The following is a 22632-nucleotide window of genomic DNA, read 5'->3' as shown; positions in this document are numbered from 1 at the left end:
CAACGGCGCAGGGCGCCGGATGCGTGTCACACCCCCTCCATAGGTTCTGGGTCACGCAATCGACCACCCCCACAGGGGGCCAGAGAAGGGATCTGCAGCATGGCACGAGAGGCAAAAGACGACGCAGCCAAGGCACTCGACATGGCGCTCGGCCAGATCGAGAAGCAGTTCGGCAAGGGCTCGGTCATGAAGATGAGCGACAAGGGCACCATGTCGGTGGAGTCGGTCTCCACGGGCGCTCTGGCGCTCGATGTGGCACTGGGCATCGGTGGCCTGCCCCGCGGTCGTGTCACCGAGATCTATGGCCCGGAGTCATCGGGCAAGTCCACCCTCGCCATGCACGTGGTGGCCGAGGCTCAGCGCAACGGCGGCACTTGTGCCTACATCGACGCCGAGCACGCGATGGACCCTGTCTACGCAGCAGCCATCGGCGTCGATGTCGACGAGCTCCTGATCTCCCAGCCCGACACCGGCGAACAGGCGCTCGAGATCTGCGACATGCTCGTGCGTTCCGGTGCGCTCGATGTCGTCGTCATCGACTCGGTGGCGGCGCTCACGCCCCGTGCTGAGATCGAGGGCGAGATGGGCGACAGTCATGTCGGCCTGCAGGCCCGCCTGATGTCCCAGGCGCTGCGAAAGCTCACCGGCAGCCTCAACAAGACCAAGACCATCTGTGTCTTCATCAACCAGCTCCGCGAGAAGATCGGTGTCATGTTCGGCTCACCTGAGACCACGCCGGGTGGGCGGGCGCTCAAGTTCTACAGCTCGGTGCGCCTCGACATCCGCCGCATCGAGGCCATCAAGGACGGCGTCGAAGTTGTCGGCAACCGCACCAGGGTGAAGGTCGTGAAGAACAAGGTGTCGGCGCCGTTCCGCCAGGCCGAGTTCGACATCATGTACGGCAAGGGGATCTCGCGCGAAGGTTCCCTGCTCGACCTGGGCGTCGAGCTCGACATCATCAAGAAGTCGGGTGCCTGGTACACCTACGAGGGCGAACAGCTCGGCCAGGGCCGTGAGAACTCCAAGGCGTTCATCTCGGAGCACATGGAAATCATGGTCGAGGTCCAGGACAAGATCCTCAAGGAAGTCGGCATCGTGCCGAACGATGACGAGGCGCCGGCCACGGTCGATCCAGAGACCGGGGAGGTCGTTGATCCCGACGACCTGCCCATCACTCTCGACTGATCGACCCAGCCGGCCCGGCTTCCCCCGGCTCCACCCGGTACTCCGGTACCGGTTTCCAGCGGCCAGTCGGCCGCTATGGATAGCCATGTGCGGGCGTCGGTGGACCTGAAAGCGGTAGAACGGAGCGGCTCCCGAGGAATCAGTCCTCGTGGGCCGTGACCGTGCCGTGGATGGTCCCCGACGGCCCGGTCGCCACCGGCTCACAACTCGATCCGGCACGGGAGCGCCCTGATCCGTCGGTTCCTGCTGAAACCTCCTGGGCCTTACCCTGTTCGCAGTGACGAAGCGCTATCTCGTGCGCACCTTCGGGTGCCAGATGAACGAACACGACTCCGAGCGGATCGCGGGCCTCATGGAGGCCGACGGCTACGAGCGCGCCTCCAGCGAAGCTGACGCAGACGTGGTGGTGCTCAACACCTGCTGCATCCGCGAGGGCGCCGACACCAAGCTCTACGGCACCCTGGGGCACCTCAAGTCACTCAAGGAGTCCCGGCCGGGCATGGAGATCATGGTCGGCGGCTGCCTGGCCCAAAAGGACCGCGAGTCGCTCGTGGAGCGCGCACCGCACGTGGATGTGGTGTTCGGCACCCACAACGTGGGTCGGGCCGCCGAGCTGCTGGCGGAACACCGTGACAGCGGCAGGGCGTTGGTGGAGATCCTCGAGGAGACAGTGGCGGCCGACAACGAGTCGTTCCCCTCGGCGCTCCCGGTTGTGCGCGAAGACCCCTGGGCGGCATGGGTGACCATCCAGGTGGGCTGTGACAACAACTGCGCATTCTGCATCGTGCCCGCGGTCCGCGGTCCGGAAGTGAGCCGTTCGTTCGAAGACGTGGTTGCCGAGGTGAGGCGCGCTGCCGCTGAAGGTGTCACCGAAGTGACCCTGCTCGGCCAGAACGTCAACTCCTACGGTCGCGACCTCACCCTGGCGCTGCGAACGGCCGGGGCACCTGAGGCCGCGGCTGCCGCCGGCTCTGTCTGGGCCGACGGCGAGCGGCGGGCGCGGCCACTGTTCGCGGACCTCCTCGCTTCGGTCAGCGCCGTCGACGGCATCCGCAGGGTGCGTTTCACGAGCCCGCACCCGAAGGACCTGCGTCCGGAGACGATCACCGCCATGGCGGACAACGAGTCCGTGTGCGAGCACCTGCACCTGCCGTTGCAGTCCGGCAGTGACTCGGTCCTGGCCGCCATGCATCGCGGCTACACCGCCGAGCGCTACCTCGAACGGCTCGCCGCGGCACGCAAGGGCGTGGATGATCTGGCTGTCACGACCGACATCATCGTCGGCTTTCCAGGTGAGACCGAAGCCGACTTCGGGGCCACGCTGGAGGTGGCTGCAGAGGCCCGCTATGACAACGCCTATACGTTCGTGTTCTCAGCGCGACCGGGCACGGAGGCTGCCGAGAGCGATGCCCCGCCCGTTGCTCGCGACGTGGCGGTTGAGCGCATGGCCAGGCTTCGTGCCGTGGTGGAGCGCAGCAGTCGGATGGGCAACGAAGCCCGCGTCGGATTCACAGAAGAGGTGCTGGTCGAAGGGCCCTCGAAGCGGAATCCGTCGAGGCTCACCGGCCGCACGCGCCACAACCGGCTCGTGCACTTCGAGCCGCCTTCGCCGCTTCGGGCCGGGTCGTACGTGTCTGTGGAGATCACCGAGGCCTCCACGACCCACCTGCTCGGTGAGTACCGCGAGCAGCTCTCGGAGCCGGCCCACCGGGTGCGCATCCCGGTGGCATCCGCGTGAGCCCATTGTCGGCCGCTCTCGCGGGGCAGTTGAAGAGCGCCGGTATCGATCCGGAGCCGGATCCGGCGGCGACCCTTCCCGCCGATGACCCTGCCTACCGGATCGACCCGCAGGAAGTTACGGGTCTGGTGGCCGACGGGCTGCAGATCATCCATTCGCTTGATGGTGCAGCCTCGGACCTCGACCGGCTCAGCATGGCCGACACGGTGGCCGCCGCGCATCGCCACCTCGACGCGAATCCGGAGCCGACACTCGATCCCGCCTACGCGCACATGGCCCCCGAGCGCCTGCTCGAGGTCCTGACGGAGGTAGCCGACAACCTCGGCGAGCTGCCCCCGGGCGACGTGGTGGTGACCCACGGATCGCCGGGACCCACCACACTGCGCTGCGCGCAGGGGCGTCCCGTGGGATTCAGCGAGTGGCATGCGGCGCTTGCCGACCCGCACCGCGACCTCGCACATGCGGCGACGGCGGTGGCGTCCACGCTCGGCCCGATGCTGGTGCCGGTGCTGTTCGACCGCTACGGCACCCGCCCCGACCCGCGCCGTCTGGACTGGTGGTCCCTCGCAGGACAGTTGACCGGAACGGCGGCGACAGTGCGGCGGACCACGGCTACGGGGGAGTCTGCGTGACCCGCCAGCCGGGCCGTCATCTCGCACTCGTGGGGCCCACGGCTTCGGGCAAGACCGATGTGGGCCTGGCCCTTGCAGAGATGCGCAACGAGTCGGGCACGGCCACCGAGATCCTGAGCTGTGATTCGATGCAGGTGTACCGGGGCATGGACATCGGCACCGCCAAGCCCACCGCAGAGCAGCAGGCCCGGGTGCGCCACCACATGATTGATGTGGCCGAACCGACCGACGAGTCCAGCCTGGGCATGTTCCTCGGCGCCGCGCGGGAGGCCCTCGAAGGCATCGAGTCGCGCGGGGCATCAGCGCTGCTGCTCGGAGGCACCGGCCTGTATGCGCAGGCGATGGTGGACGAGTTCGACCCGCCGCCGCAGTTCCCCGCCATCGCAGCGCAACTGGATGCCGAACCCGATACGACTGCGCTGCAGGAGCGGCTGGCATCGCTCGACCCCGAGGCGCTGGAACGGATACCGCAGGGCAACCGCCGCCGGATCATCCGTGCCCTAGAGGTGACTCTCGGCAGCGGGAAGCCATTCTCCACCCACGGCAAGCGGCTCGACAGCTACGGCCCGACCCCGTTCGTGCTCACAGGCCTGCGCCCCGATCGCGAGGAGCTGACACAGCGGATCAACCGCCGCTACGACGCCCAGATGGAGGCGGGATTCCTGCAGGAGGCGCGGGTGCTCCACGAACTCGGCGACTCGCTGTCGCGCACGGCCGCAGCCGCGCTCGGCTACCGAGAGCTCCTCTCGTTCCTGCGCGGTGAGGTGAGCGAAGACGAGGCCCTGGGGACCGCCCGCATCCGCACACGGCGCTTCGCGGTGCGCCAGATGCGCTGGTTCGGGCGGGACCCTCGAATCCAGTGGTTCGAGCCGCCGCTCGGGGGCGCGGGTGAGGTGGCTGCCGTGGCCGGCCGGATCGATTCGCTGTGGCGGAAATGCACCGCGGAGCGGCGGGGGTCGGTAGCTACGGTTGCGGGCGGGCCCACCACTGCCGAGCCGAAGGAGGGCGTGTGACCAAGCTCGCCAAACTGCACGGTCTCGGCAACGACTTCCTCGTGGCGCTCGAAGCCGACAACCCCGGTCTGGAACCACAGCCAGACCTGGCACGTCGGCTCTGTGACCGCCATACCGGCATCGGTGCCGACGGCCTGGTCTTCGCGTTGTCGCCATCGGACACGTCCCACGACGCGGCCATGGTTCTGCTCAACTCCGACGGGTCCGAAGCGGAGATCTCCGGCAACGGGATCCGGTGCCTCGGCCAGGCCATCCTTCGCGCCCGCGGCGGCGTGGTGCAGCCCGGTGCCGCGCTCACCATCGAGTCTGCCGGAGGCCTTCGCGAGCTCACCGTCGAGCGGGGCGATCCCGAAAGCGAGATGCGGACCGACGTCGACATGGGCCGACCCGGTGAGGGACCACCGCTCGCCGAGGCAACCCGCGCCTATCCGGCGCGGCGAATGGCGACCATCGACGTCGGAAACCCGCACCTGGTGTTGCTGGTGGATGAACCATCGGCGGTCGACCTGGCGGTGGACGGGCCGTCGCTGGAGTCGGACTATCCAGAGGGGATCAACGTCCACTTCATCAGGCCGCTCGGAGCCGACTCACTCGAACTGGCGGTGTGGGAACGAGGCGCCGGGGTCACCATGGCCTGTGGGTCGGGTGCGACGGCGGCGGCTGTCGCTGCGCTCGACTGGGGCCTGGTGGGCGGCCGGGTGCGAGTCGAGATGCCCGGGGGTGCAGCCGAGGTCGAAGTGATCGACGGCCACGCCCACCTCGTCGGACCGTCGACGTTCGTGGCGGAGGTGAGCGTCCCGTGACCAAACCGCATCCGCCACCAAAGGCCCAGATTCACCACCGCGACGCCAACGGCGACGAATCGCACCGCGGCGCGTTCGGCGAGTTCGGCGGTGAGAGTTCGGCGTTCATCGAGCGGACTTTCCGCGAGCGGATCCTGCTCGTCGGCGTCGACCTGCCGCCGCACGACGGCGACGCCGTTGACGCGTCGCTAGACGAACTGGCACTCCTGGTCGACACGGCCGGTGCTGATGAAGTCGGTCGCGTGGTGCAGCGCCGCGATTCACCTGACCCGGCCACCTACGTCGGCCGCGGCAAGGTCGAGGAGATCCACCGGCTAGCCGAGGCCACGGACTGCGACACGGTGGTGTTCGACGACGAGTTGACCCCGGCCCAGCAGGCCAACCTGGAGCGTGCGCTGGGCCGTTCGGCGATCGACCGCACGGCGGTGATCCTCGACATATTCGCCCAGAACGCCCACAGTCAGGAGGGTCGTGCCCAGGTGCAGTTGGCGCTGTTCCGATACCGGTTGCCCCGCCTGCGCGGCAAGGGGCTGTCGCTCTCACAGCAGGCCGGTGGCATCGGGGCCAGGCGTGGGCCTGGTGAGACACAGTTCGAGATCGACCGGCGGCGCATCGAGCGACAGATCCACAAGCTCGAGGCGGACCTGGTTGGAATCGGCCGCCACCGCGAGACCCAGCGGCGCAGCCGTCAGCGCAGCCAGGTGCCCCATGTGGTGATCGTGGGCTACACCAACGCCGGCAAGTCCACGTTGCTCAACAGGCTCACCCATGCCGATGTACTGGTCGAGGACAGGCTCTTCGCAACTCTCGATGCCACGACCCGGAAGCTCTCCCTGCCCGGCGGTGAGAACATCGTGATGACAGACACAGTCGGCTTCGTGGCGAAGCTTCCCCACCAACTCGTCGAGGCGTTCAAGACCACGCTCGACGTGGTGCTCGAAGCCGATCTGCTCGTGCACGTGGTCGACGGTTCCGGGCCGGACCCGATGGGAAACATCGAAGCGGTCCATGAGGTGGTCTCAGAGATAGGTGGCGCCGAGGTGCCCGAGCTCGTCGTATTCAACAAGGCCGACCAGTCGGATGAGCCCGGACGTCTGGCCGCTGCGAATCCGCCGTCGGTCGCGGTGTCGGCATCGTCGGGCAAGGGAATCGATGCGCTGCTCGGCCGCATCGGCGACCGACTGCGGGCCCGGATGCCCACGGTCGTGCTGGATGTGCCTTGGGACCGTGGCGACGTGTTGGCCGCGGTGCATCGTGGCGGTGAGGTTCTCGATGAGCAACCCGGCGACGAGTCGATGCTGCTGACCGCAAGGCTGCCATCGGAACAGGTGAGCCGCTACGACGACTTCGTGGTCGGCGATGGCGAGGACACGTGACAGGCCAGCCGATCGGTGGCTTCGTGCCCCCTGCCTACCCCTATGACCGCCTCGGTGAGCTTCACGAGGTGGCCGGTCGACTGGATGGCGGAGCGGTCGACCTCTCGATCGGCACCCCGTTCGATGAGCCTGCGCCGGCCGTCGTGACCGCGCTGGCCGAGTCGGATTCGGAGCGCGGTTACCCGCCGTCGATCGGAACGCCGGCACTCCGTGAGGCGGTCTCCGCGTGGTTCATGCGTCGGTTCGGCGTCGAGGTGGGCACTGCACACCTGGCCGCGTGTGTCGGCACCAAGGAGTTCGTGGCGGGCCTGCCCCATTGGTTGCACCTGCGCACCCCGCAGCGCGACACGGTGCTCTACCCGGCGGTCAGCTATCCGTCATACGCGATGGGTGCCACCCTTGCCGGCTGTCGCGCTGTCGCGGTGCCGGTGGACGACCAGTGGCGGATCGACCTCGATGCGATCAGCGCCAACGATGCGGCCCGGGCCTTGTGCCTGTGGGTGAACACTCCCGGCAATCCTGCCGGCGGGCTCGATGACCTTGCGGCCGCTGCCGCATGGGGTCGGGCCAACGGCGTGCCGGTGTTCTCGGACGAGTGCTACGTGGAGTTCACCTGGGCGGGTTCGTCTGCTGTGGAGGGGCAGCCACCCGGCAGGACGATCCTCGAGCACGGCACCGAGGGTGTGGTGGCTGTGCACTCGCTGTCCAAGCGGTCGAATCTGGCCGGCCTGAGAGTCGGCTTCTATGCAGGTGACCCCGACCTCGTGACCTACCTGTCCGAAGTGCGCAAGCACGCCGGGTTCATGGTTCCGGGGCCGGCACAGGCAGCAGGTGTGGCGGCTCTTGGCGACGTCGAGCACGTGGCCTTGCAGCGCGGCCGCTACCTCGCCCGGCTGGAACGGATGTCCGCAATCCTCGACTCGATGGGAATCGATGCCCCGATGCCCGGCGGAGGCTTCTACCTCTGGGTGCCCGCGCCGCACCGTGACGCTTGGGCCCTGGCCCGCCGCCTGGCCACCGAGCTGGGTGTGGTCGCAAGCCCCGGTGAGTTCTACGGCCCCGCAGGCGCCGGCCTGGTGCGCCTTGCGATGGTGCAGCCGCAGAGGGCACTCGACCTCGTGGCACGTCGTGCCGGTGTCCAAACACCCGATATCCGCCCGGATTCGGGCTGACGGGGCGATACTGGAACCACCAACCCAGACCCAGGGAGGCCCACATGGCCGGCGCAAACAAGCCCAAGGGTGCGCTGATCGCAGCGCTGATCTTCTTCGTGCTCGGACTCGGTGGCTGTGCCTTTGCGGCCGCCACCACGATCCCCTTCATCGGTGACCTGGTCGACTGGGTCGACGACATAACCAACGCGGCGCGCTCCATGGGCGAAACTGCCGAGTTCACAGCGACCGATGACCGCGGAATCGTTCTCGTGACGGCCGAAGCCGCCTGCACCGGTGAAGGACCGGCCGGCCCGATTCGTTTCGAGGGCTATGAGTCATTTGGCCCCGGCACCAGCGTGGAGGTCGACGGACTCGACCTTGCCGGCTATCTCCTCTTCGACACCCAGGCAGGCGCCGACTACCGCATCACCTGCGGGACCGCCGGGGGCGGATCGTTCATCGCGGTGACAGCGCCCAGCTTCCTTGCCGACGGAGCGGGCGGCCTTGCCTTCGCAGCGCTGTCAGGCCTGGGCGGTGGGCTGTTCATGCTGATCGCCATCATCTTGTTGATCGTCGGGCTGGTTCAGCGCAGCAGCTGGAAGAAGCGCAATCAGGGTCCCCCTCCGGGTCAGTACGGCGCTCCAGGCGGGTATGTGCCACCGGTGCCGGGTGCCGGCGCTGTGCCCCCGCCGGCACCCCCGCAGCCCGGTCAGGCGCCCCCGCCGCCTCCGCCGCAGCCCGGTCAGGCGCCCCCGCAGGGCCAACCCCCGGCAGCTCCGCCCCCGCCCCCCGGCCAGGGTGGCGGATGGGGCGATCCAGCCCCGGGTGCACCGCCGGCACAGCCCCCGACCGAACCGCCTTCTTTCGGAGGTGGTGGAACTCCACCACCTCCGCAGAGCTGACTGAACTGGGCCCGTGATGCAGGTCGACTTGTTGGCGCGCACCGGCGAACTCGTCGACGTGCGCTCGGAAAGCCACCACGAAGGCGAGCTCGTGGCTCTCATCGAGGCCGAGTTGTCGGCCATGGACCATCTGGTGACCGAGCGGCTGGGCGACAACGTGGTGGCCCGCACGCATCTCGGCCGGTCCTCCCGGGTGGTGCTGGGTGGCCACACCGACACCGTGCCTGCAAACGGCAACCAGACCGCACGCATCGAGGGTGACACGCTGTGGGGTCTCGGTTCAGCCGACATGAAGGGTGGCCTGGCCGTGATGCTGGAACTGGCACGGCTGCACGTCGAGCCGCCGGTCGACTGCACATATGTGTTCTACGCCCGCGAGGAAGTCGCGGCCCACCACAGTGGACTCGGTGAGATCGTGCGCGAACGGCCTGACCTTCTCGAAGGCGATGTCGCGGTCCTGGGGGAGCCCACCGGCGGCGATGTCGAAGCAGGATGCCAGGGCTCTGTGAGGTTGCGCCTGGCATTTCGCGGCGAGCGTGCGCATACGGCGCGTGCATGGATGGGTCGCAATGCCATCCACCGTCTGGGATCGTTGCTGGCCGCCATGGACGCCCACGAGCCCCGCCAACCCGAGATCCTCGGCTGTAGGTACCACGAGGCACTCCAGGCGGTTTCGGTCAGCGGGGGAGTAGCGGGCAACGTGGTACCCGACGAAGTGATCGTCGACGTCGCCTACCGCTTTGCCCCAGACCGCGACGCAGCGGCAGCAGAATTGTCCGTGCGGGAGTTCGTCGGTGAGTTCCTGGAGCCCTCCGACGGCATCGAAGTGCTGGACGTGGCGAATTCCGCGATGCCGGCTGTCGACCACCCGTTCGTGGCACAGATGATCGAGCGAAGTGCCCTCGAGGTCCGCGCCAAGCTGGGATGGACCGACGTGGCGCGCTTTGCAGATCTCGGGGTTCCGGCCATCAACCTCGGGCCGGGCGATGCGACGCTGGCGCACACAGCGGAGGAGCACCTGGAGCGGTCGAGCATCGAGCGAGCCTTCCAGGCGCTCCACAGCGCCATAACGGCCGGATTCTGAGCCTGCAGCCGTGTGGGGCCGCTGCGGGCACTTGCCGTATTGTGCGCCCCGTGACTGAGAATCGACCGACCAACCGCGACGAGTTCATGGAAATGGTGGGCGCGCTGCGCAGCCGTGACGGATACGCCGAGCCGGTGGCCTTCGGCCTTGGGCTGGCCACGGTTGCCGACTCCGACGGTTCCGTGCTCGACACCTGGTATGCCACGGTCAACCATCAGGACAACCTCGGTTCCGCGGCGATACTCGCCGATGCGATCCGCCACGACGGGACGGGCGGCACCGCCCGCCTCTCGCCCGGGGACCTCGCGGAGGTACTGGCGCGCTGCGCTCCGATGATCGATGATGCCGGGGACCACCCCAACCTCGCGGCGCTTCAGGCGTTCACCGCCGGACTTGGGGGCAACGAGTCGATCGACAGCGGGCCGCTGCCCACCCACAAGGTGCCTGTGGTCACCTTCATCGCCGACCTGGGTTCCGCGCCTGTGGACATCCACGACGCCTACCTGCGTCTCCACCTGCTGTCGAGTCGTGCGGTCGCCCCCAACACGATCAACCTCGAGGGGTTGTTCGGCCTGCTGGCCAACGTGGTCTGGACATCCGAGGGACCTTGTGACGTGCCGTCATTCGCCGCAGCTCAGCGCGAGGTGCTCGCAACCGGCTCGACGCTCGTGGTCAACGGTGTCGACAAGTTCCCGCGGATGCTCGACTACGTGATCCCGACCGGGGTGAGGGTCGCCGACGCGTCACGGGTGCGCCTGGGTGCCCATCTCGCAGAGGGGACCACGGTGATGCACGAGGGGTTCGTGAACTTCAACGCAGGCACGCTCGGGGCATCGATGGTGGAGGGTCGTATCAGCGCCGGTGTAGTGGTCGGCGCTGACTCCGATGTGGGCGGCGGTGCCTCGATCATGGGAACCCTGTCCGGCGGGGGCAAGGAAGTCATTCGCGTGGGCGAACAATGCCTCGTGGGGGCCAACGCCGGGATCGGCATCTCGCTGGGAGACGGCTGCATCGTGGAGGCGGGGCTCTACGTCACTGCCGGCACACGGGTTCTCATGGCTGACGGTTCCACCACCAAGGCTGCGGAGTTGAGTGGGCAGGCGGGCTTGTTGTTCAGGCGCAACTCGGCAACGGGCACCGTGGAAGCGCTGCCTCGTGAAGGCACCTGGTCAGAGGGGCTCAACGAGGAACTGCACGCCAACCAGTAGCGGGCGGGCCGGTGAACGCCGGCGCTCAGAGCTTGCGCAAGACCGTGACGACCTTGCCGAACACCTCGACATCGCCCGAAGCGAAGTGCATCGGCTCGAGCTGTGCGTTTGCCGGTTCGAGAATCACATCGCGACCGTCCTTGCGGTAGGTCTTCACCGTGGCTTCCTCGCCCGGGATGCCGGCGACGACCACGTCACCGGTGCGAACGACGTCCTGAACCCTGGCTACCACGAAGTCGCCGTCGAGGATGCCGGCGTCGATCATGGAGTCTCCGCGCACACGCAGCATGAACAGCTCGCCATCGCCGGTGAGGTCGGCAGGTAGCGGCACCAGTTCCTCGACCTGTTCCTGGGCCAGAACACCGGTACCCGCAGCGACGTCACCGACGAGTGGGACGTGGCGGGTGGGGCGGCGTTCGGCCGTGGCACCGCTGTCGGGGTCGGCGGTGACCTCGATCGCTCGGGGCTTGGTCGGGTCGCGTCGCAGGTAGCCGAGGCGCTGCAGCGTGTGCAGGTGGCTGTGCACCGTGGAAGGTGAGGCAAGGCCCACTGCCTCGCCGATCTCGCGCACCGATGGCGGGTAGCCCCGCTCGCGGATCGTTTCATCTATGCAGTTGAGTACGTCGCGCTGGCGTTGGGTGAGGGTGCGGTCGACGGGCTCGTTGCCATCGGAGCTTGCATTCGGAGACATTCGTCCTCCCGGGTCGGTGTTCGGTGGCCGGCGAAAAGGGTTGGAGCAGCCGGTGCGGGTGGGGCATCGAACAGGTGTTTGCGAACATACCACTTCGCGGGCCGGAAGTGGCGGAACATCTGTTCGAAAGAATGCTTGACCTCGAACGGACGTTCGGGCAGGCTTCGTGTCGAACGACTGTTCGCTCCGGTCGCCCGGCCCAGGTCCCGTGGCCCCGGATTCGATGTCACACCCCTCGCGGAGAATGGTCCACATGGCAGCAATCATCGAGATCCCGACACACGACACCCCCGCCAGGGGCACCGGCAGCAGGCCCCGTCGCCTGCAGTCGGCCCCACGGCGGGCGGGGCGCAGCTCTATCAGGCACCAGATCCAGCCAAGGGCCGTGCTGGCCGCCGCAATCTTGACCCTGCTGGCCGGCGTTGGAATCCAGGCTATCGGGGGTGTCGACGCTACAACGGAGCTCCCGGTCGCCTCGGGTGAGCACCATGTGGTCGGCCCGGGCGACACTCTCTGGTCGATCGCCAGCCAGTGGGCCCCCGCCATGCCGGCCCAAGAGGCGATCGAGAGGGTCTCCGCCCTCAACGGCGGCATCACCGACGTCGACCTCGGTGACGTGGTCGCGCTGCCTCTGCTGCAATCGTGAGGTGCGCGGGCGGGGTAGCGTTCCCGCCGTGCAGTGTCCATCGTGTGGTTCCGTCGACAACCGTGTTGTCGACTCGCGTTCTGCCGACGAGGGCGCAGCGATCCGCAGGCGCCGGATGTGTGAGGTGTGTGGCTCCCGCTTCACCACGTTCGAGCGCGTCGAGGAGGCGCCGCTGCTGGTCGTCAAGCGCGATGGCCGCAGGGAGCCGCTCGAGCGTTCCAAGCTGGAACTCGGGGTTCGCGCAGCATGCAAGGGTCGACCGGTCGACTCGGAAGCAATCGCCGAGCTGGTCTCCCAGGTCGAGGACAACATCCGTCTGCTCGGCGGCGAGGTGGAGTCGGCTCGCATCGGAGCGCTCCTGCTCGAGGGCCTGCGGCCCCTCGACAGCGTTGCAGCAGTGCGTTTCGCGTCGGTCTACAAGTCTTTCGAGGGCCCCGAGGACTTCGAAGCAGAGCTGCGCCTGCTCGACGAACGGCGAGGCGAAGCAGGTTGATTCAGGTGCCGGCCGCCCGGCGGTAGCTGAGCATCAGGTAGTCGCCGTCTCGCATGGTCCTGTGCAGTTCGTACGGGCTCTCGGGGCCCTGGGCATGAGACAGCAGGCCGACCCGGTCGCCGCCCACCAGGTGGGGCGACAGTGTGAGCAGGTACTCGTCGATCAGGTCGGCGCCGGCCAGTTGGCCGAGCACGCCGGGGCCGCCCTCGCACACAACGTGGCGAGCCCCCCGCTGGCCGAGCATCTCCAACAGGAGCTCGAAGTCCACGCCGGATTCGCCCGCGGTGAGCAGTTCCACACCCTGCGGGGCGTTGTCCGGATCAGAACTGGCCGGGTGCGCCATGATCGGCGCCGGCGGGTCACCGTGCAACAGCGGTACGTCGTCGGGCAGCTCGAGGCTGCGCGAGGTGATCACGATCCGCGGAACGGGATCCTGGCCACGCAGGGCCCGTATGCGAGCCGCCTCGTCGGTCACGCTCGGGCGGCGGTACATCTCGGCGCGAACCGTGGATGCTCCCACGATGATGTAGTCCGCCAGAGAGCGCTGGGCGATGAAGAGCGCGTGGTCCGTGGGGGAACTGAGTCCACCCGAGGTGCCGTCCAGGCTGTAGGCGCCGTCGAGGCTCATGACCATGTTGGTGCTCACCGATGGCCTGCCCTCCGGTGGCTCCGGCCGGTCGGAATCGAGCATCTCGAGCATGGAAGCGGGCGTTTCGAATGACTCGCCGGAAGGCTGCAGCTGCTGCATTTCGGCCACGGTACCGGAGAATTTCTTGTCCACAGGGTTCTCCCGAGCGTGTGGACGGTGGAACATGCCGAAATGATGCGATGTTCCTTGCTGTTGTGACTGAGAGTGTCAAGTACACCGTACTGATCGGCGGGATTCGCACGCCCAGTGGTCGGACGAGTCGCTTTGGTAGTCCGTCGCGGGCCGGTATCCACAGAAATCCACACACTGTTCCCCTTTCAGCCCACAGGTCTGCTCCCGTAGCGTCATCGTGCAACGGCGCGACGCGGGTGACCGGAATGGTGGTTGGAGCGAGCGACGCGACTGCTTGCTCGTCCCTCCTGGGGGTTGGGCCTCCGACCGGGCTTCCCGCCGCCCGAACGGTCGGCTCCCACCCGGTTGCCCGCGTCCGCTGTTGTTGTTACGAGATGCGCCCACCTGGCGCGGCGAAAAGGAGTGCCCGACGGTGAGTGCAACCGGACATGCCAGCGCGACCGACCTCACCCGGAGGTTCACCTCCGAAGGCCGGTCGCCATACGACGATGTCGTGTGGGAGCTCCGCGATGCCCGCATCGTGGATCACCGTGACGACTCGGTCGCCTTCGAACAGCTCGGCGTCGAGTTTCCGGCGTCGTGGTCGGTGACCGCATCCAACATCGTCGCCCAGAAGTACTTCCGGGGCCCCGACTCCCAGCGCGAGTCCTCCCTGCGTCAGGTCATCGACCGTGTCGTGGGCGCAATCGCAGCCTGGGGCCTCGAGGCCGACAGCCTCACCGAGGCCGATGTCGATGTGTTCGCGGACGAACTCAGGTACCTGCTGGTCAACCAGTTCGCCTCATTCAACTCCCCGGTCTGGTTCAACATCGGTGTGCCTGGAGCACGCCAGCAGGCCGCCGCCTGCTTCATCCTCGATGTGGACGACGACCTCCCCTCGATCCTCAACTGGTACGCCGAGGAAGGACTGATCTTCAAGGGCGGCTCGGGCGCGGGAGCCAACCTCTCGCGGATCCGGTCGTCGCGCGAGCGACTCGCCTCCGGTGGCGTTCCCTCGGGGCCCGTCAGCTTCATGCGCGGCGCCGATGCTTCCGCCGGCACCATCAAGTCGGGAGGGACCACCAGGCGGGCGGCCAAGATGGTGATCCTCGATGCCGACCACCCCGACATCGAGGAGTTCATCTGGTGCAAGGCGGTCGAGGAACGCAAGGCGCGGGTCCTCGCCGATGCCGGCTTCGACATGGACCTCGACGGCGCTGACGCCTATTCGGTGCAATACCAGAACGCCAACAACTCGGTGCGCCTCACCGACGAGTTCATGGAGGCTGTGCTTGCCGACGGCGAGTGGGAACTGACCGCGCGCACCGACTCATCTGTGGTCGACCGGGTGCCGGCGCGTTCGATCCTGTCCCAGATCGCCGGGGCGGCATGGGAGTGTGCTGACCCCGGAGTGCAGTTCGACACCACGATCAACCGCTGGAACACCACCCCGTCGGCGGGTTCGATCGATGCCAGCAACCCCTGCTCGGAACACCTGCGTCTGGCCAACAGCGCGTGCAACCTCGCATCGATCAACCTCCTGAAGTTCATCGACGACGATGGCGCCTTCGACGTCGAGGGATTCGTCCACACCGTTCGCATCATTGTCACCGCGCAGGACATCCTCGTCGGCGCTTCGGAGTACCCGACGCCGGCGATCACCGAGCAGGCCCGACGCGCCCGCGGCGGGGGGATCGGCTAGACGAGCCTGGGCGCATCGCTGGTGGCGCTGGGCCTCGCCTATGACTCCGAGGACGGCCGGGCCTGGGCTGCCACGGTGACCGGAATCCTCACGGGTGCCGCGGCCGTGCGGTCCACCGAACTGGCAGCATCCATCGCGCCGGCTCCGCTGTACCACGATGATTCCCCGGCCTGGCGGGGGGTCTACGGCATGCACCTCGAGGCAGCGCGCAAGGTCGATGCGGTCGAGGGCCAGCCCGACCTCAATCAGTGGTTGGTGGCTCTGTGGGAACAGGCCAACGAGTCGATCAAGGTCAGTGGCGCACGAAACGCGGAGCTCTCCGTGGCGGCACCCACCGGCACCATCTCGTTCATGATGGATGCGGATACCACCGGCATAGAGCCCGAGTTGGCGCTGGTGAAGCACAAGAAGCTGGTCGGCGGGGGCACGATCGAATCCGTCAACGGCACTGTGCCGAGGGCTCTGCGGCGCCTTGGCTATGGCGAGCAGGCTGTCACCGCGATCGAGGCCTTCGTGGCCCGGGAGCACACGATGCTCGGCGCGCCCGACCTGGACCCCGCACACCTGCCCGTCTTCGCCTGTGCCTTCGGCGACGACATCGAGTCGGGTGCCGTGATCAGCCATGGCGGGCACTTGCGGATGATGGCGGCAATCCAGCCGTTCTTCTCCGGGGCGATGTCGAAGACCGTCAACCTCCCCGAGGCCACCACGGCCGAAGAGATCGAGGACCTGCTTGTTGAAGCCTGGCGTTCCGGGCTCAAGTGCGTTGCGCTGTACCGCGACAACTGCAAGGTCTCCCAGCCGCTCAACCTCGGGCGTGCCGCTACCGAATCGCCTGCCGATCAGGCCTCGGCGGTCACCGATGCCTCACCGCACGCCCAGCCGGTGCGCGAGCGGCTTCCGCGGGCGCGGTCATCGCGCACGATGGAGTTCCGCGTCGCCGACTGCAAGGGCTTCGTGACGGTGGGGGAGTACGACGACGGCCGACCCGGCGAGTTGTTCATCAACGTGTCGAAGCAGGGATCCACACTCGCCGGAATCATGGATGCCTTTGCCATATCCGTGAGCCACGGCCTGCAGTACGGAGTGCCGCTCGAGTCCTTCGTGGGGGCGTTCGTCGGGATGCGTTTCGAGCCCGCAGGGATGACCGACGATCCCGATGTGCGGATCGCCAACAGCCTCATCGACTACCTGTTCCGCCGCCTCGCGCTCGACTACCTGCCCTATGAGACCCGCGAGGCGATGGGAGTGCTGGGCACCTCGGAGCGCACCCAACCCACGCTCCCGGGAACTGACACGGCGGGCGTCGAGAACGTGCAGGGCCACGACCTGCCGGCGGACCCGCCCACGCCCACGCCCAAACGCAACAGGGCGCAGAGCGATGCCCCGATGTGCATGTCGTGTGGCGTGGCGATGTCGCGCGCGGGCTCCTGCTACGTGTGCAGAGAGTGCGGCACCACCAGCGGCTGCTCCTGAACCACCACGCCCCCGGCTCAGAGCAGGCGGTCCACCACCACCTTGATGTCGCCGATCGTGGTGTCGGGATTGACGATGCACATGCGTAGCGCTGTCTCGCCCTTCCACTGGGTCGGCAGCACGACGGCAGTGCCTTCCTCCATGACCTCGCGGGCCCACGACACGTAGTTGGCATGTGTCCAGCCCCTGCGGCGGAAGACCAGCACTGTCAGGTCGGGCTCCAGCAACAGTTCCAGGTGGCTTGCCGAACGGATCAGCTCGGCACCCTCGCGGGCCACGGCCAGCGTCGTCTCGATCGCCTCGGCGTATGCAGTGGTGCCGTGCGAGGCGAGGCTGAACCACAGCGGCAGGCCACGGGGGCGCCGCGACAGGTGGTGGGCATAGTCGCTCGGGTTCCATCCCGGGGTGCCTTGGTCGTCGGTGGACTGGAGCACCTCGAGGTAGTCGGCGCGCTGGGTGTGCGCCGCACGTGCGATCGCAGGGTCGCGGTAGAGCAACGCACAGCTGTCGAACGGGCCGAACAGCCACTTGTGCGGATCCACGATGAGGCTGTCGGCGCGCTCCACGCCCGCGAACAGGCCGCGTGACTGCTCGGAGCAGACCGCAGCGAGTCCGTAGGCACCGTCGACGTGCAGCCAGCACCCGAGATCGTCGGCTGCGTCCGCCGCCGCATCGAGGTCATCGATCACACCCGCGTTGGTGGTACCCGCCGTGGCCACCACGGCGAAGACCCGATCGCGGTCGTTGCCGAGCGCTCGCAGCACACGCTGCAGGGTCTCGCGGCACAGCCTTCCCGCGTCGTCCCCGGGCACACAGACCATCTCGCAGTCCATGGCCCGCGCTGCCTGTGGGACCGAGGCATGCACAGAGTCGCTCGAGATGATCACTCCGCGCACGGCGTCGTGGCGGCCGGCCCCGCGCTGTCGCCATGCGTAGCGCGCGGCAATCATCGAACTCAGGTTTCCATTGGTGCCTCCCGGCACGAACACGCCGCCTGCCGCTTCGGGCAGCCCACAGAGGTCCGCTATCCAGCGCAGTACCTGGTTCTCCACGTACACGGCTCCTGCGCCCTCCATCCACGATCCGCCGTAGATCCGTGTGGAGCTCAACAGCAGGTCGGCCAGCAGCGAAGACCGGGTAGGGGCCGCAGGGATGAACGAGAAGAACCGCGGATGGTCCACAGCCAGACAGGACGGTTCGATCACTTCTGCGAACAGACGGAATGCCTCGTCGCCGCCGATCCCCTCCGGACTGATCGAGTTGCCCGCCATGTCGGCGATGTCGGTGGCATCCACGGAGATCCCCAGTTCGGGGTCCGGGTCCGAGAGCCGGTCGAGGGCGTGGCTGACCACCGATTGGGCGAGCCCGTCGATCGCTTGCTCCGGCCAGTGCACCATCTCGAATATGGCAGGGCTGGGGTTCTGTACGGCGGACCCTGCGCGCCCGTCTCAGGGTGTGAGCACCACGGAGCCGTCGACCTTTCCAGCCGCAAGGTCCTCGAGTGCGTCGACCGCCTCCGCGAGAGGGCGTTCGACACGGATCGTCGTGACGGGAATCGACGTCGCCAGCTCGAGGAACTCCCTCGAGTCCCGGCGTGTCACGTTGGCGACACTTCGGATCTGGCGCTCCCACCAGAGGTCGTCGTAGTCCATCCGCGGCACCTCATCGAGGTGGATCGCATTGACCGCCACGATCCCGCCGCGATCGAGCGCCCGAACGGCGTTGGAGATCGACCGGCCGACCGGCGCGGTGGTGATTGCCGCATCCAGCGCCACCGGCGGGGTCTCATCGAAACCGCCCGCCCACACAGCTCCCAGCTCCATGGCCACGGACTGCTCGGCGGGCGAACGGGTGCACACGTAGACCTCGAGGCCCCAGTGCTTCGCGACCTGGATCACGATCGAGGCCGAAGCACCGAAGCCGAACAGCCCGAGCCTTCCGGGTGCGCTGCCGGGGCCGAGGCCGGCGACCCGAAGTGAGCGGTAACCGATGACCCCGGCACAGAGCAGGGGAGCGATCTCGGTCGCGCCCGCTCGCTCGGGCAGCGGATGCACGAATGCCGCATCCGCGCACACGTACTCCGCATAGCCGCCGTCCCGGTCCCAGCCAGTGAACGTCGCGCTCAGACACAGGTTCTCGCGGCCCGTCATGCAGAACCTGCAGTCGCCGCAGGCGCCGGCCAGCCAGGTCACCCCCACGCGCGTGCCGACCGGGGCCATCGGCTCGTCCCCGGCCGGCTCACCCTGCGCTGCGACCCGGCCCACGATCTGGTGGCCGGGCACAACTGGCAGTGCGTGCGCCCCCAGGTCGCCGCTGCACAGCTGCAGGTCGGTGCGGCACACGCCGCAGGCCTCCACGTCGATCAGCAGTTCGCCCCGGGCGGGTTCGGGCCGGGAAACCTCGGCTGCACCCATCGCTGAGCGGAGGTCAGGGCCCGGGTGACGGAGCACGGCGGCCTGCATGGCAGCCATAGTGCCTGACCGGGCCCCATGCAGGCTGCATACTTGCCCGATGGGTATCCGGCGGGTCATGCACACGGCCATCTCGACTGCCGACCTCGATGCGTCGGTGGCTTTCTGGAGCCTGCTGGGCTTCACCGAAACGCGCCGCTGGGAGTGGCCGGAAGGCATCGAGGCGGTCAACAAACTCATCGGGTTGCCCGAGTCGGCCGCCCGGGCGGCGCTCATGGACGGCCACGGGACAGGCCTCGAGCTGTTCGAGTTCTCCACGCCGGATCCCGGCAGGGTTCCCGAGCCCGTCCACCGGCTCGGCTACACCCACATGGCCTTCGAGGTGGATGATTTGGGCGAGGAAGTGCAGCGTCTGGGCGGCGCCGGCATGACGTTCTGGGCCGAACCCGTCACGGATTCGAGTGGCCGGCGCATGGTGTACGGCCGCAGCCCCGAGGGCCTGGTCATGGAGCTGGTGCAGCCGGCAGAACAAACACTCTGAGGGGCTTTCCGGCTCCGGCGCGTGGTCTGCTATCGTGGATCGGTCGGCGGGACGGCAACATGCGGTTCTGGCGACTTCGGTGGACTCGAGGGATGTGAGGAATCGCGGTGGACTACAAGGTCAATGACCGAGTTGTTTATCCCCACCATGGGGCGGCAATCATCGTGAGGCGCGAGAAGCGCGTCGTCAACGGTGAGAAGGACGAGTACCTGGTGCTCGAGATGGCCCACGGAGAGCTGACCCTCTCGGTGCCCGTGTCCAAGGCCGACGACGTGGGCATGCGTCCACCCATCGGCAAGGACGAGGTCGAGGACCTCTTCGAGTTGCTGGCCAAGCGGGACATCCGCGAGCCCGCCAACTGGAGCCGTCGCTTCAAGAACCACCAGGAGAAGCTGAAGTCGGGCGACGTGTACCAGGTCGCTGAAGTCGTACGGAACCTGTCGCTGCGCGACCAGGCCAAGGGCCTTTCGGCCGGTGAGAAGTCGATGTTCGTCAAGGCCCGGTCCGTTCTCGTGTCCGAGCTCAGCTTTGCCCTCGACGTCGAGGAAGACGACGCACTGGGCGAGGTCGAGGCCCGCCTGAGCTGACTTGCGAGTCCTGTTCGTCCTTTCGCACACCGACCGAGACGACCGGGGCCTCTACATGCTCGACCTGCACGACGGGTTGAGTCGACTCGGCGTCGAGGTCCGCACCGTCGCGCTCGGCCCCGGCCGAACCGGGGGTCTTGATGCCGTGGTTCCGACCCTGGCGCCGGCGACCGGTTCGCTGGCGGCGGTCACGCAGCTCCGCCGCGAGCAGCGCTGGGCGGACACGGTCGTCTGTGCCGACGAGCGCGCCGCCGCGGTGCAACGCCGCACCCTCGGGCGTGGCCTCGTGGTGTTGCGTGTCACCGGTGGCGCCAAGGCCGCCGATCCGGTAGCCGGTGACGAGGCACTGGTCGATCGCAGTGGCCACAAGGTGGCTGACAACGCGCTGACGATGGCCCCTGATGCCTGGGAACGGGTGCTGAGAGACCACCCCGGCAACTGATTCGGGCAGCCGGCGGTGCGACGGTACCTTTGAGTGAGTGTTTGGAGTTCGTGTGCCTGTACTGGTCGCCCTCGCTGCCGTTGCAGCGTTGGGTGCCTCCGCGTGCATCCCCCAGAACCGCGACAACTTCGGCGAGGCCTCGGGCGAGGCCGCCCTCGCCGGACCGCCGGTGTTCCCCGAAACCGGCGAGGTGCCTCCGGAGCTTCTGATCGAGGGCCTTGTCTACGATTTCACCAACGCAGATGTGGATCTCGACCTGTGGGTGCCGCCCACGAGCGAGGCCCGTTGCGCAGCCGAGAAGATCGTTGCCAACCACGGCAAACGCCTCTCGGACGTCGGCTACGAACCCGGACGCACCGGCGCAGGCCTCAACGACGTTGCACTCACCCCCGAGGAGCGGTCGTCGGTGTCGTCGCTGTTCATGAGCTGCATCAACTCCACCGAGATGCTCGCGTCGCTGTTCATGGGCGGCGGCCACATGACCCCTGACGAAGCCCTGTGCATGGCGCGCGGGCTCGACGAGATGGGCATGGCCCCCCAGGTGATCGACAACTTGATGCTGGGCTCCGCAACCGATCCGCTGGATGAGGAAGGTGCTCTCGCCCAGTCGCTGCTCGAGTACACCGACGTGTGCCTGCCCGACACCGCGTTCACGTGGTTCGGATTCGACCTGCCAGGCGACCAGGAAGTCCAGGGTCTGGAGGGTGAATCCGATTCTGGTCAGGACCTGCCCGGCGAAGCTGGCAATATCACCACTACAACCGTCGGCCGGCCCACAGGGGGCGAGGGCGGTTGAGGTAACCGTGACTCCTCTTGCTGCCCAGTTGATCGCATCGATTCCGGCGCCGCCGTCGGACTCCCTGGGGCCCTTCAGGCTCTACGGCCTGATGATCGCCCTCGGAGTGCTGGTGGCGGTCTTCGTGACCCAGCGCCGCTGGACAAACTGGGGTGGCGACGAGGACGACGTCATCACCGTCGCCATCTGGGCGGTGCCAGCAGGGCTGATCGGCGCCCGGATCTACCACGTCATAACCGACTGGAACACGCTCTACGCAGACCGCCCACTCGATGCCCTCAAGATCTGGTCGGGCGGCCTCGGCATCCCTGGGGGCGTGCTGCTCGGCGCCGCTGTCGGCATCATCGTTGCCAACAGGCGGGTTCCGTCGTGGCGCCGACTGACCGACGCTGCGGCGCCGGCGCTGCCCCTGGCACAGGCGATCGGCCGTCTCGGCAACTACTTCAACCAGGAGCTCTACGGCCGCCCGAGCGACCTGCCGTGGGCGCTGGAGGTCGACGGTGCCGTCGTCCAGGCCAACACGCCCGATTATGCCGGCCAGGCCACCTTTCACCCGACATTCCTCTACGAAGGCCTCTGGAACCTCGGCCTTGCCGGGTTCATCATCTGGGGTAGCAACCGCTACGTGCTCAAGCCGGGCCGCTGGTTCGCCGTGTACGTCGCGGGCTACGGGCTCGGGCGGCTATGGGTCGAGGCTCTCCGCATCGACTCGGCCACGATGTTGTTCGGCCTGAGGGTCAACATCTGGATGTCGATCGTGATCATCCTCGCCGGGCTGGTGTGGCTGTTCTGGGGTGGCGGTCCGGTCGACAAGGCGGCCAACGATCGACTGCGTCAGGGTGATTCGCTCAGGGAGATCTTCGCCGAGCAGACCGCCCACTCGCCCGTCGCCGAGCCGCAATCGGACGGTGACGCCGAGTCCGACGGTGACGCTGGGTCCGACGGTGACGCTGGGTCCGACGGTGACGCTGGGTCCGACGGTGACGCTGGGT

At 67.7% G+C, this 22632-nt stretch carries 21 protein-coding genes and 1 pseudogene; 18 read left to right on the top strand and 4 right to left on the bottom strand.

Features of this window, described 5'->3' with window-relative positions; genetic code table 11:
- Nucleotides 1-99 precede the first annotated feature (99 nt).
- The 10 genes from recA to GY812_17370 all read left to right on the top strand — a co-directional run bounded on the left by recA (nt 100) and on the right by GY812_17370 (nt 11095).
- Complete coding sequence (gene recA, locus GY812_17415) at nt 100-1185, top strand: recombinase RecA (GenBank protein ID MCP4437259.1); 1086 nt, start codon at nt 100-102, stop codon at nt 1183-1185.
- Nucleotides 1186-1462: 277 nt separating this feature from the next.
- Nucleotides 1463-2923, top strand: a complete 1461-nt coding sequence (gene miaB / locus GY812_17410) for a tRNA (N6-isopentenyl adenosine(37)-C2)-methylthiotransferase MiaB (protein MCP4437258.1) — start codon at nt 1463-1465, stop codon at nt 2921-2923.
- 29 nt (nt 2924-2952) lie between these two features.
- Nucleotides 2953-3555: a hypothetical protein gene (locus GY812_17405; GenBank protein MCP4437257.1), complete on the top strand. Its 603-nt coding sequence runs from the start codon at nt 2953-2955 to the stop codon at nt 3553-3555.
- Complete coding sequence (miaA, locus tag GY812_17400; GenBank protein ID MCP4437256.1) at nt 3552-4568, top strand: tRNA (adenosine(37)-N6)-dimethylallyltransferase MiaA; 1017 nt, start codon at nt 3552-3554, stop codon at nt 4566-4568. Before GY812_17405 ends, miaA begins: the two co-directional genes overlap by 4 nt.
- A complete protein-coding gene (gene dapF, locus GY812_17395; protein ID MCP4437255.1) occupies nt 4565-5371 on the top strand; it encodes a diaminopimelate epimerase in 807 nt (268 codons plus the stop codon). The genes miaA and dapF overlap by 4 nt, the downstream gene beginning before the upstream one ends.
- On the top strand, nt 5368-6747 hold the full coding sequence (hflX, locus tag GY812_17390) for a GTPase HflX (protein ID MCP4437254.1): 1380 nt from the start codon (nt 5368-5370) through the stop codon (nt 6745-6747). Before dapF ends, hflX begins: the two co-directional genes overlap by 4 nt.
- The gene (locus GY812_17385; GenBank protein MCP4437253.1) at nt 6744-7919 is read left to right on the top strand and encodes an aminotransferase class I/II-fold pyridoxal phosphate-dependent enzyme; all 1176 of its coding nucleotides are present in this window, start codon (nt 6744-6746) and stop codon (nt 7917-7919) included. Before hflX ends, GY812_17385 begins: the two co-directional genes overlap by 4 nt.
- Nucleotides 7920-7963: 44 nt before the next feature.
- Nucleotides 7964-8803 (top strand): hypothetical protein, encoded by an 840-nt coding sequence (locus GY812_17380; protein ID MCP4437252.1) that lies wholly within the window; start codon nt 7964-7966, stop codon nt 8801-8803.
- A gap of 13 nt (nt 8804-8816) precedes the next feature.
- Complete coding sequence (locus tag GY812_17375; GenBank protein ID MCP4437251.1) at nt 8817-9887, top strand: succinyl-diaminopimelate desuccinylase; 1071 nt, start codon at nt 8817-8819, stop codon at nt 9885-9887.
- Nucleotides 9888-9979: 92 nt separating this feature from the next.
- Nucleotides 9980-11095: a 2,3,4,5-tetrahydropyridine-2,6-dicarboxylate N-succinyltransferase gene (locus GY812_17370; protein MCP4437250.1), complete on the top strand. Its 1116-nt coding sequence runs from the start codon at nt 9980-9982 to the stop codon at nt 11093-11095.
- A 25-nt stretch (nt 11096-11120) separates the two neighbouring features.
- Here the strand turns inward: GY812_17370 and lexA are convergent, their stop codons facing one another.
- Nucleotides 11121-11786, bottom strand: a complete 666-nt coding sequence (gene lexA / locus GY812_17365) for a transcriptional repressor LexA (protein MCP4437249.1) — start codon at nt 11784-11786, stop codon at nt 11121-11123.
- A 253-nt stretch (nt 11787-12039) separates the two neighbouring features.
- Between lexA and GY812_17360 the strand changes: the two genes are divergently transcribed.
- A complete protein-coding gene (locus tag GY812_17360; protein ID MCP4437248.1) occupies nt 12040-12432 on the top strand; it encodes a hypothetical protein in 393 nt (130 codons plus the stop codon).
- Nucleotides 12433-12460: 28 nt separating this feature from the next.
- Nucleotides 12461-12925: a transcriptional repressor NrdR gene (nrdR, locus tag GY812_17355; protein MCP4437247.1), complete on the top strand. Its 465-nt coding sequence runs from the start codon at nt 12461-12463 to the stop codon at nt 12923-12925.
- Between the two features lies 1 nt (nt 12926).
- Here the strand turns inward: nrdR and GY812_17350 are convergent, their stop codons facing one another.
- On the bottom strand, nt 12927-13673 hold the full coding sequence (locus tag GY812_17350; protein ID MCP4437246.1) for a hypothetical protein: 747 nt from the start codon (nt 13671-13673) through the stop codon (nt 12927-12929).
- Nucleotides 13674-14118: 445 nt separating this feature from the next.
- Here GY812_17350 and GY812_17345 point away from each other — a divergent pair.
- Nucleotides 14119-16863: pseudogene (locus tag GY812_17345) on the top strand (vitamin B12-dependent ribonucleotide reductase).
- 17 nt (nt 16864-16880) lie between these two features.
- Here the strand turns inward: GY812_17345 and GY812_17340 are convergent.
- Nucleotides 16881-18260, bottom strand: coding sequence for an aspartate aminotransferase family protein (locus GY812_17340; protein MCP4437245.1), 1380 nt, complete (start codon nt 18258-18260; stop codon nt 16881-16883).
- A gap of 51 nt (nt 18261-18311) precedes the next feature.
- Nucleotides 18312-19325, bottom strand: a complete 1014-nt coding sequence (locus GY812_17335) for a zinc-dependent alcohol dehydrogenase family protein (GenBank protein MCP4437244.1) — start codon at nt 19323-19325, stop codon at nt 18312-18314.
- Nucleotides 19326-19374: 49 nt separating this feature from the next.
- On the opposite strand from GY812_17335, the gene GY812_17330 reads away from it, so the two are divergent.
- From GY812_17330 to GY812_17310, 5 genes are all read left to right on the top strand, one after another.
- A complete protein-coding gene (locus GY812_17330; GenBank protein MCP4437243.1) occupies nt 19375-19815 on the top strand; it encodes a hypothetical protein in 441 nt (146 codons plus the stop codon).
- Nucleotides 19816-19922: 107 nt separating this feature from the next.
- Entirely contained in the window at nt 19923-20402 is a 480-nt protein-coding gene (locus GY812_17325; GenBank protein MCP4437242.1) for a CarD family transcriptional regulator, read from the top strand.
- 1 nt (nt 20403) lies between these two features.
- Nucleotides 20404-20844, top strand: coding sequence for a hypothetical protein (locus tag GY812_17320; protein ID MCP4437241.1), 441 nt, complete (start codon nt 20404-20406; stop codon nt 20842-20844).
- Between the two features lie 52 nt (nt 20845-20896).
- A complete protein-coding gene (locus tag GY812_17315; GenBank protein ID MCP4437240.1) occupies nt 20897-21640 on the top strand; it encodes a hypothetical protein in 744 nt (247 codons plus the stop codon).
- A 7-nt stretch (nt 21641-21647) separates the two neighbouring features.
- A partial coding sequence (locus GY812_17310; GenBank protein ID MCP4437239.1) for a prolipoprotein diacylglyceryl transferase occupies nt 21648-22632 on the top strand: 985 nt, incomplete at its 3' end.

The organism is Actinomycetes bacterium, from assembly GCA_024222295.1.
Taxonomy (GTDB): Bacteria; Actinomycetota; Acidimicrobiia; order Acidimicrobiales; family Microtrichaceae; genus JAAEPF01.
The sequence above is the reverse complement of the archived record's forward strand: the minus strand, read 5'-3'. Positions and strand labels throughout refer to the sequence as shown.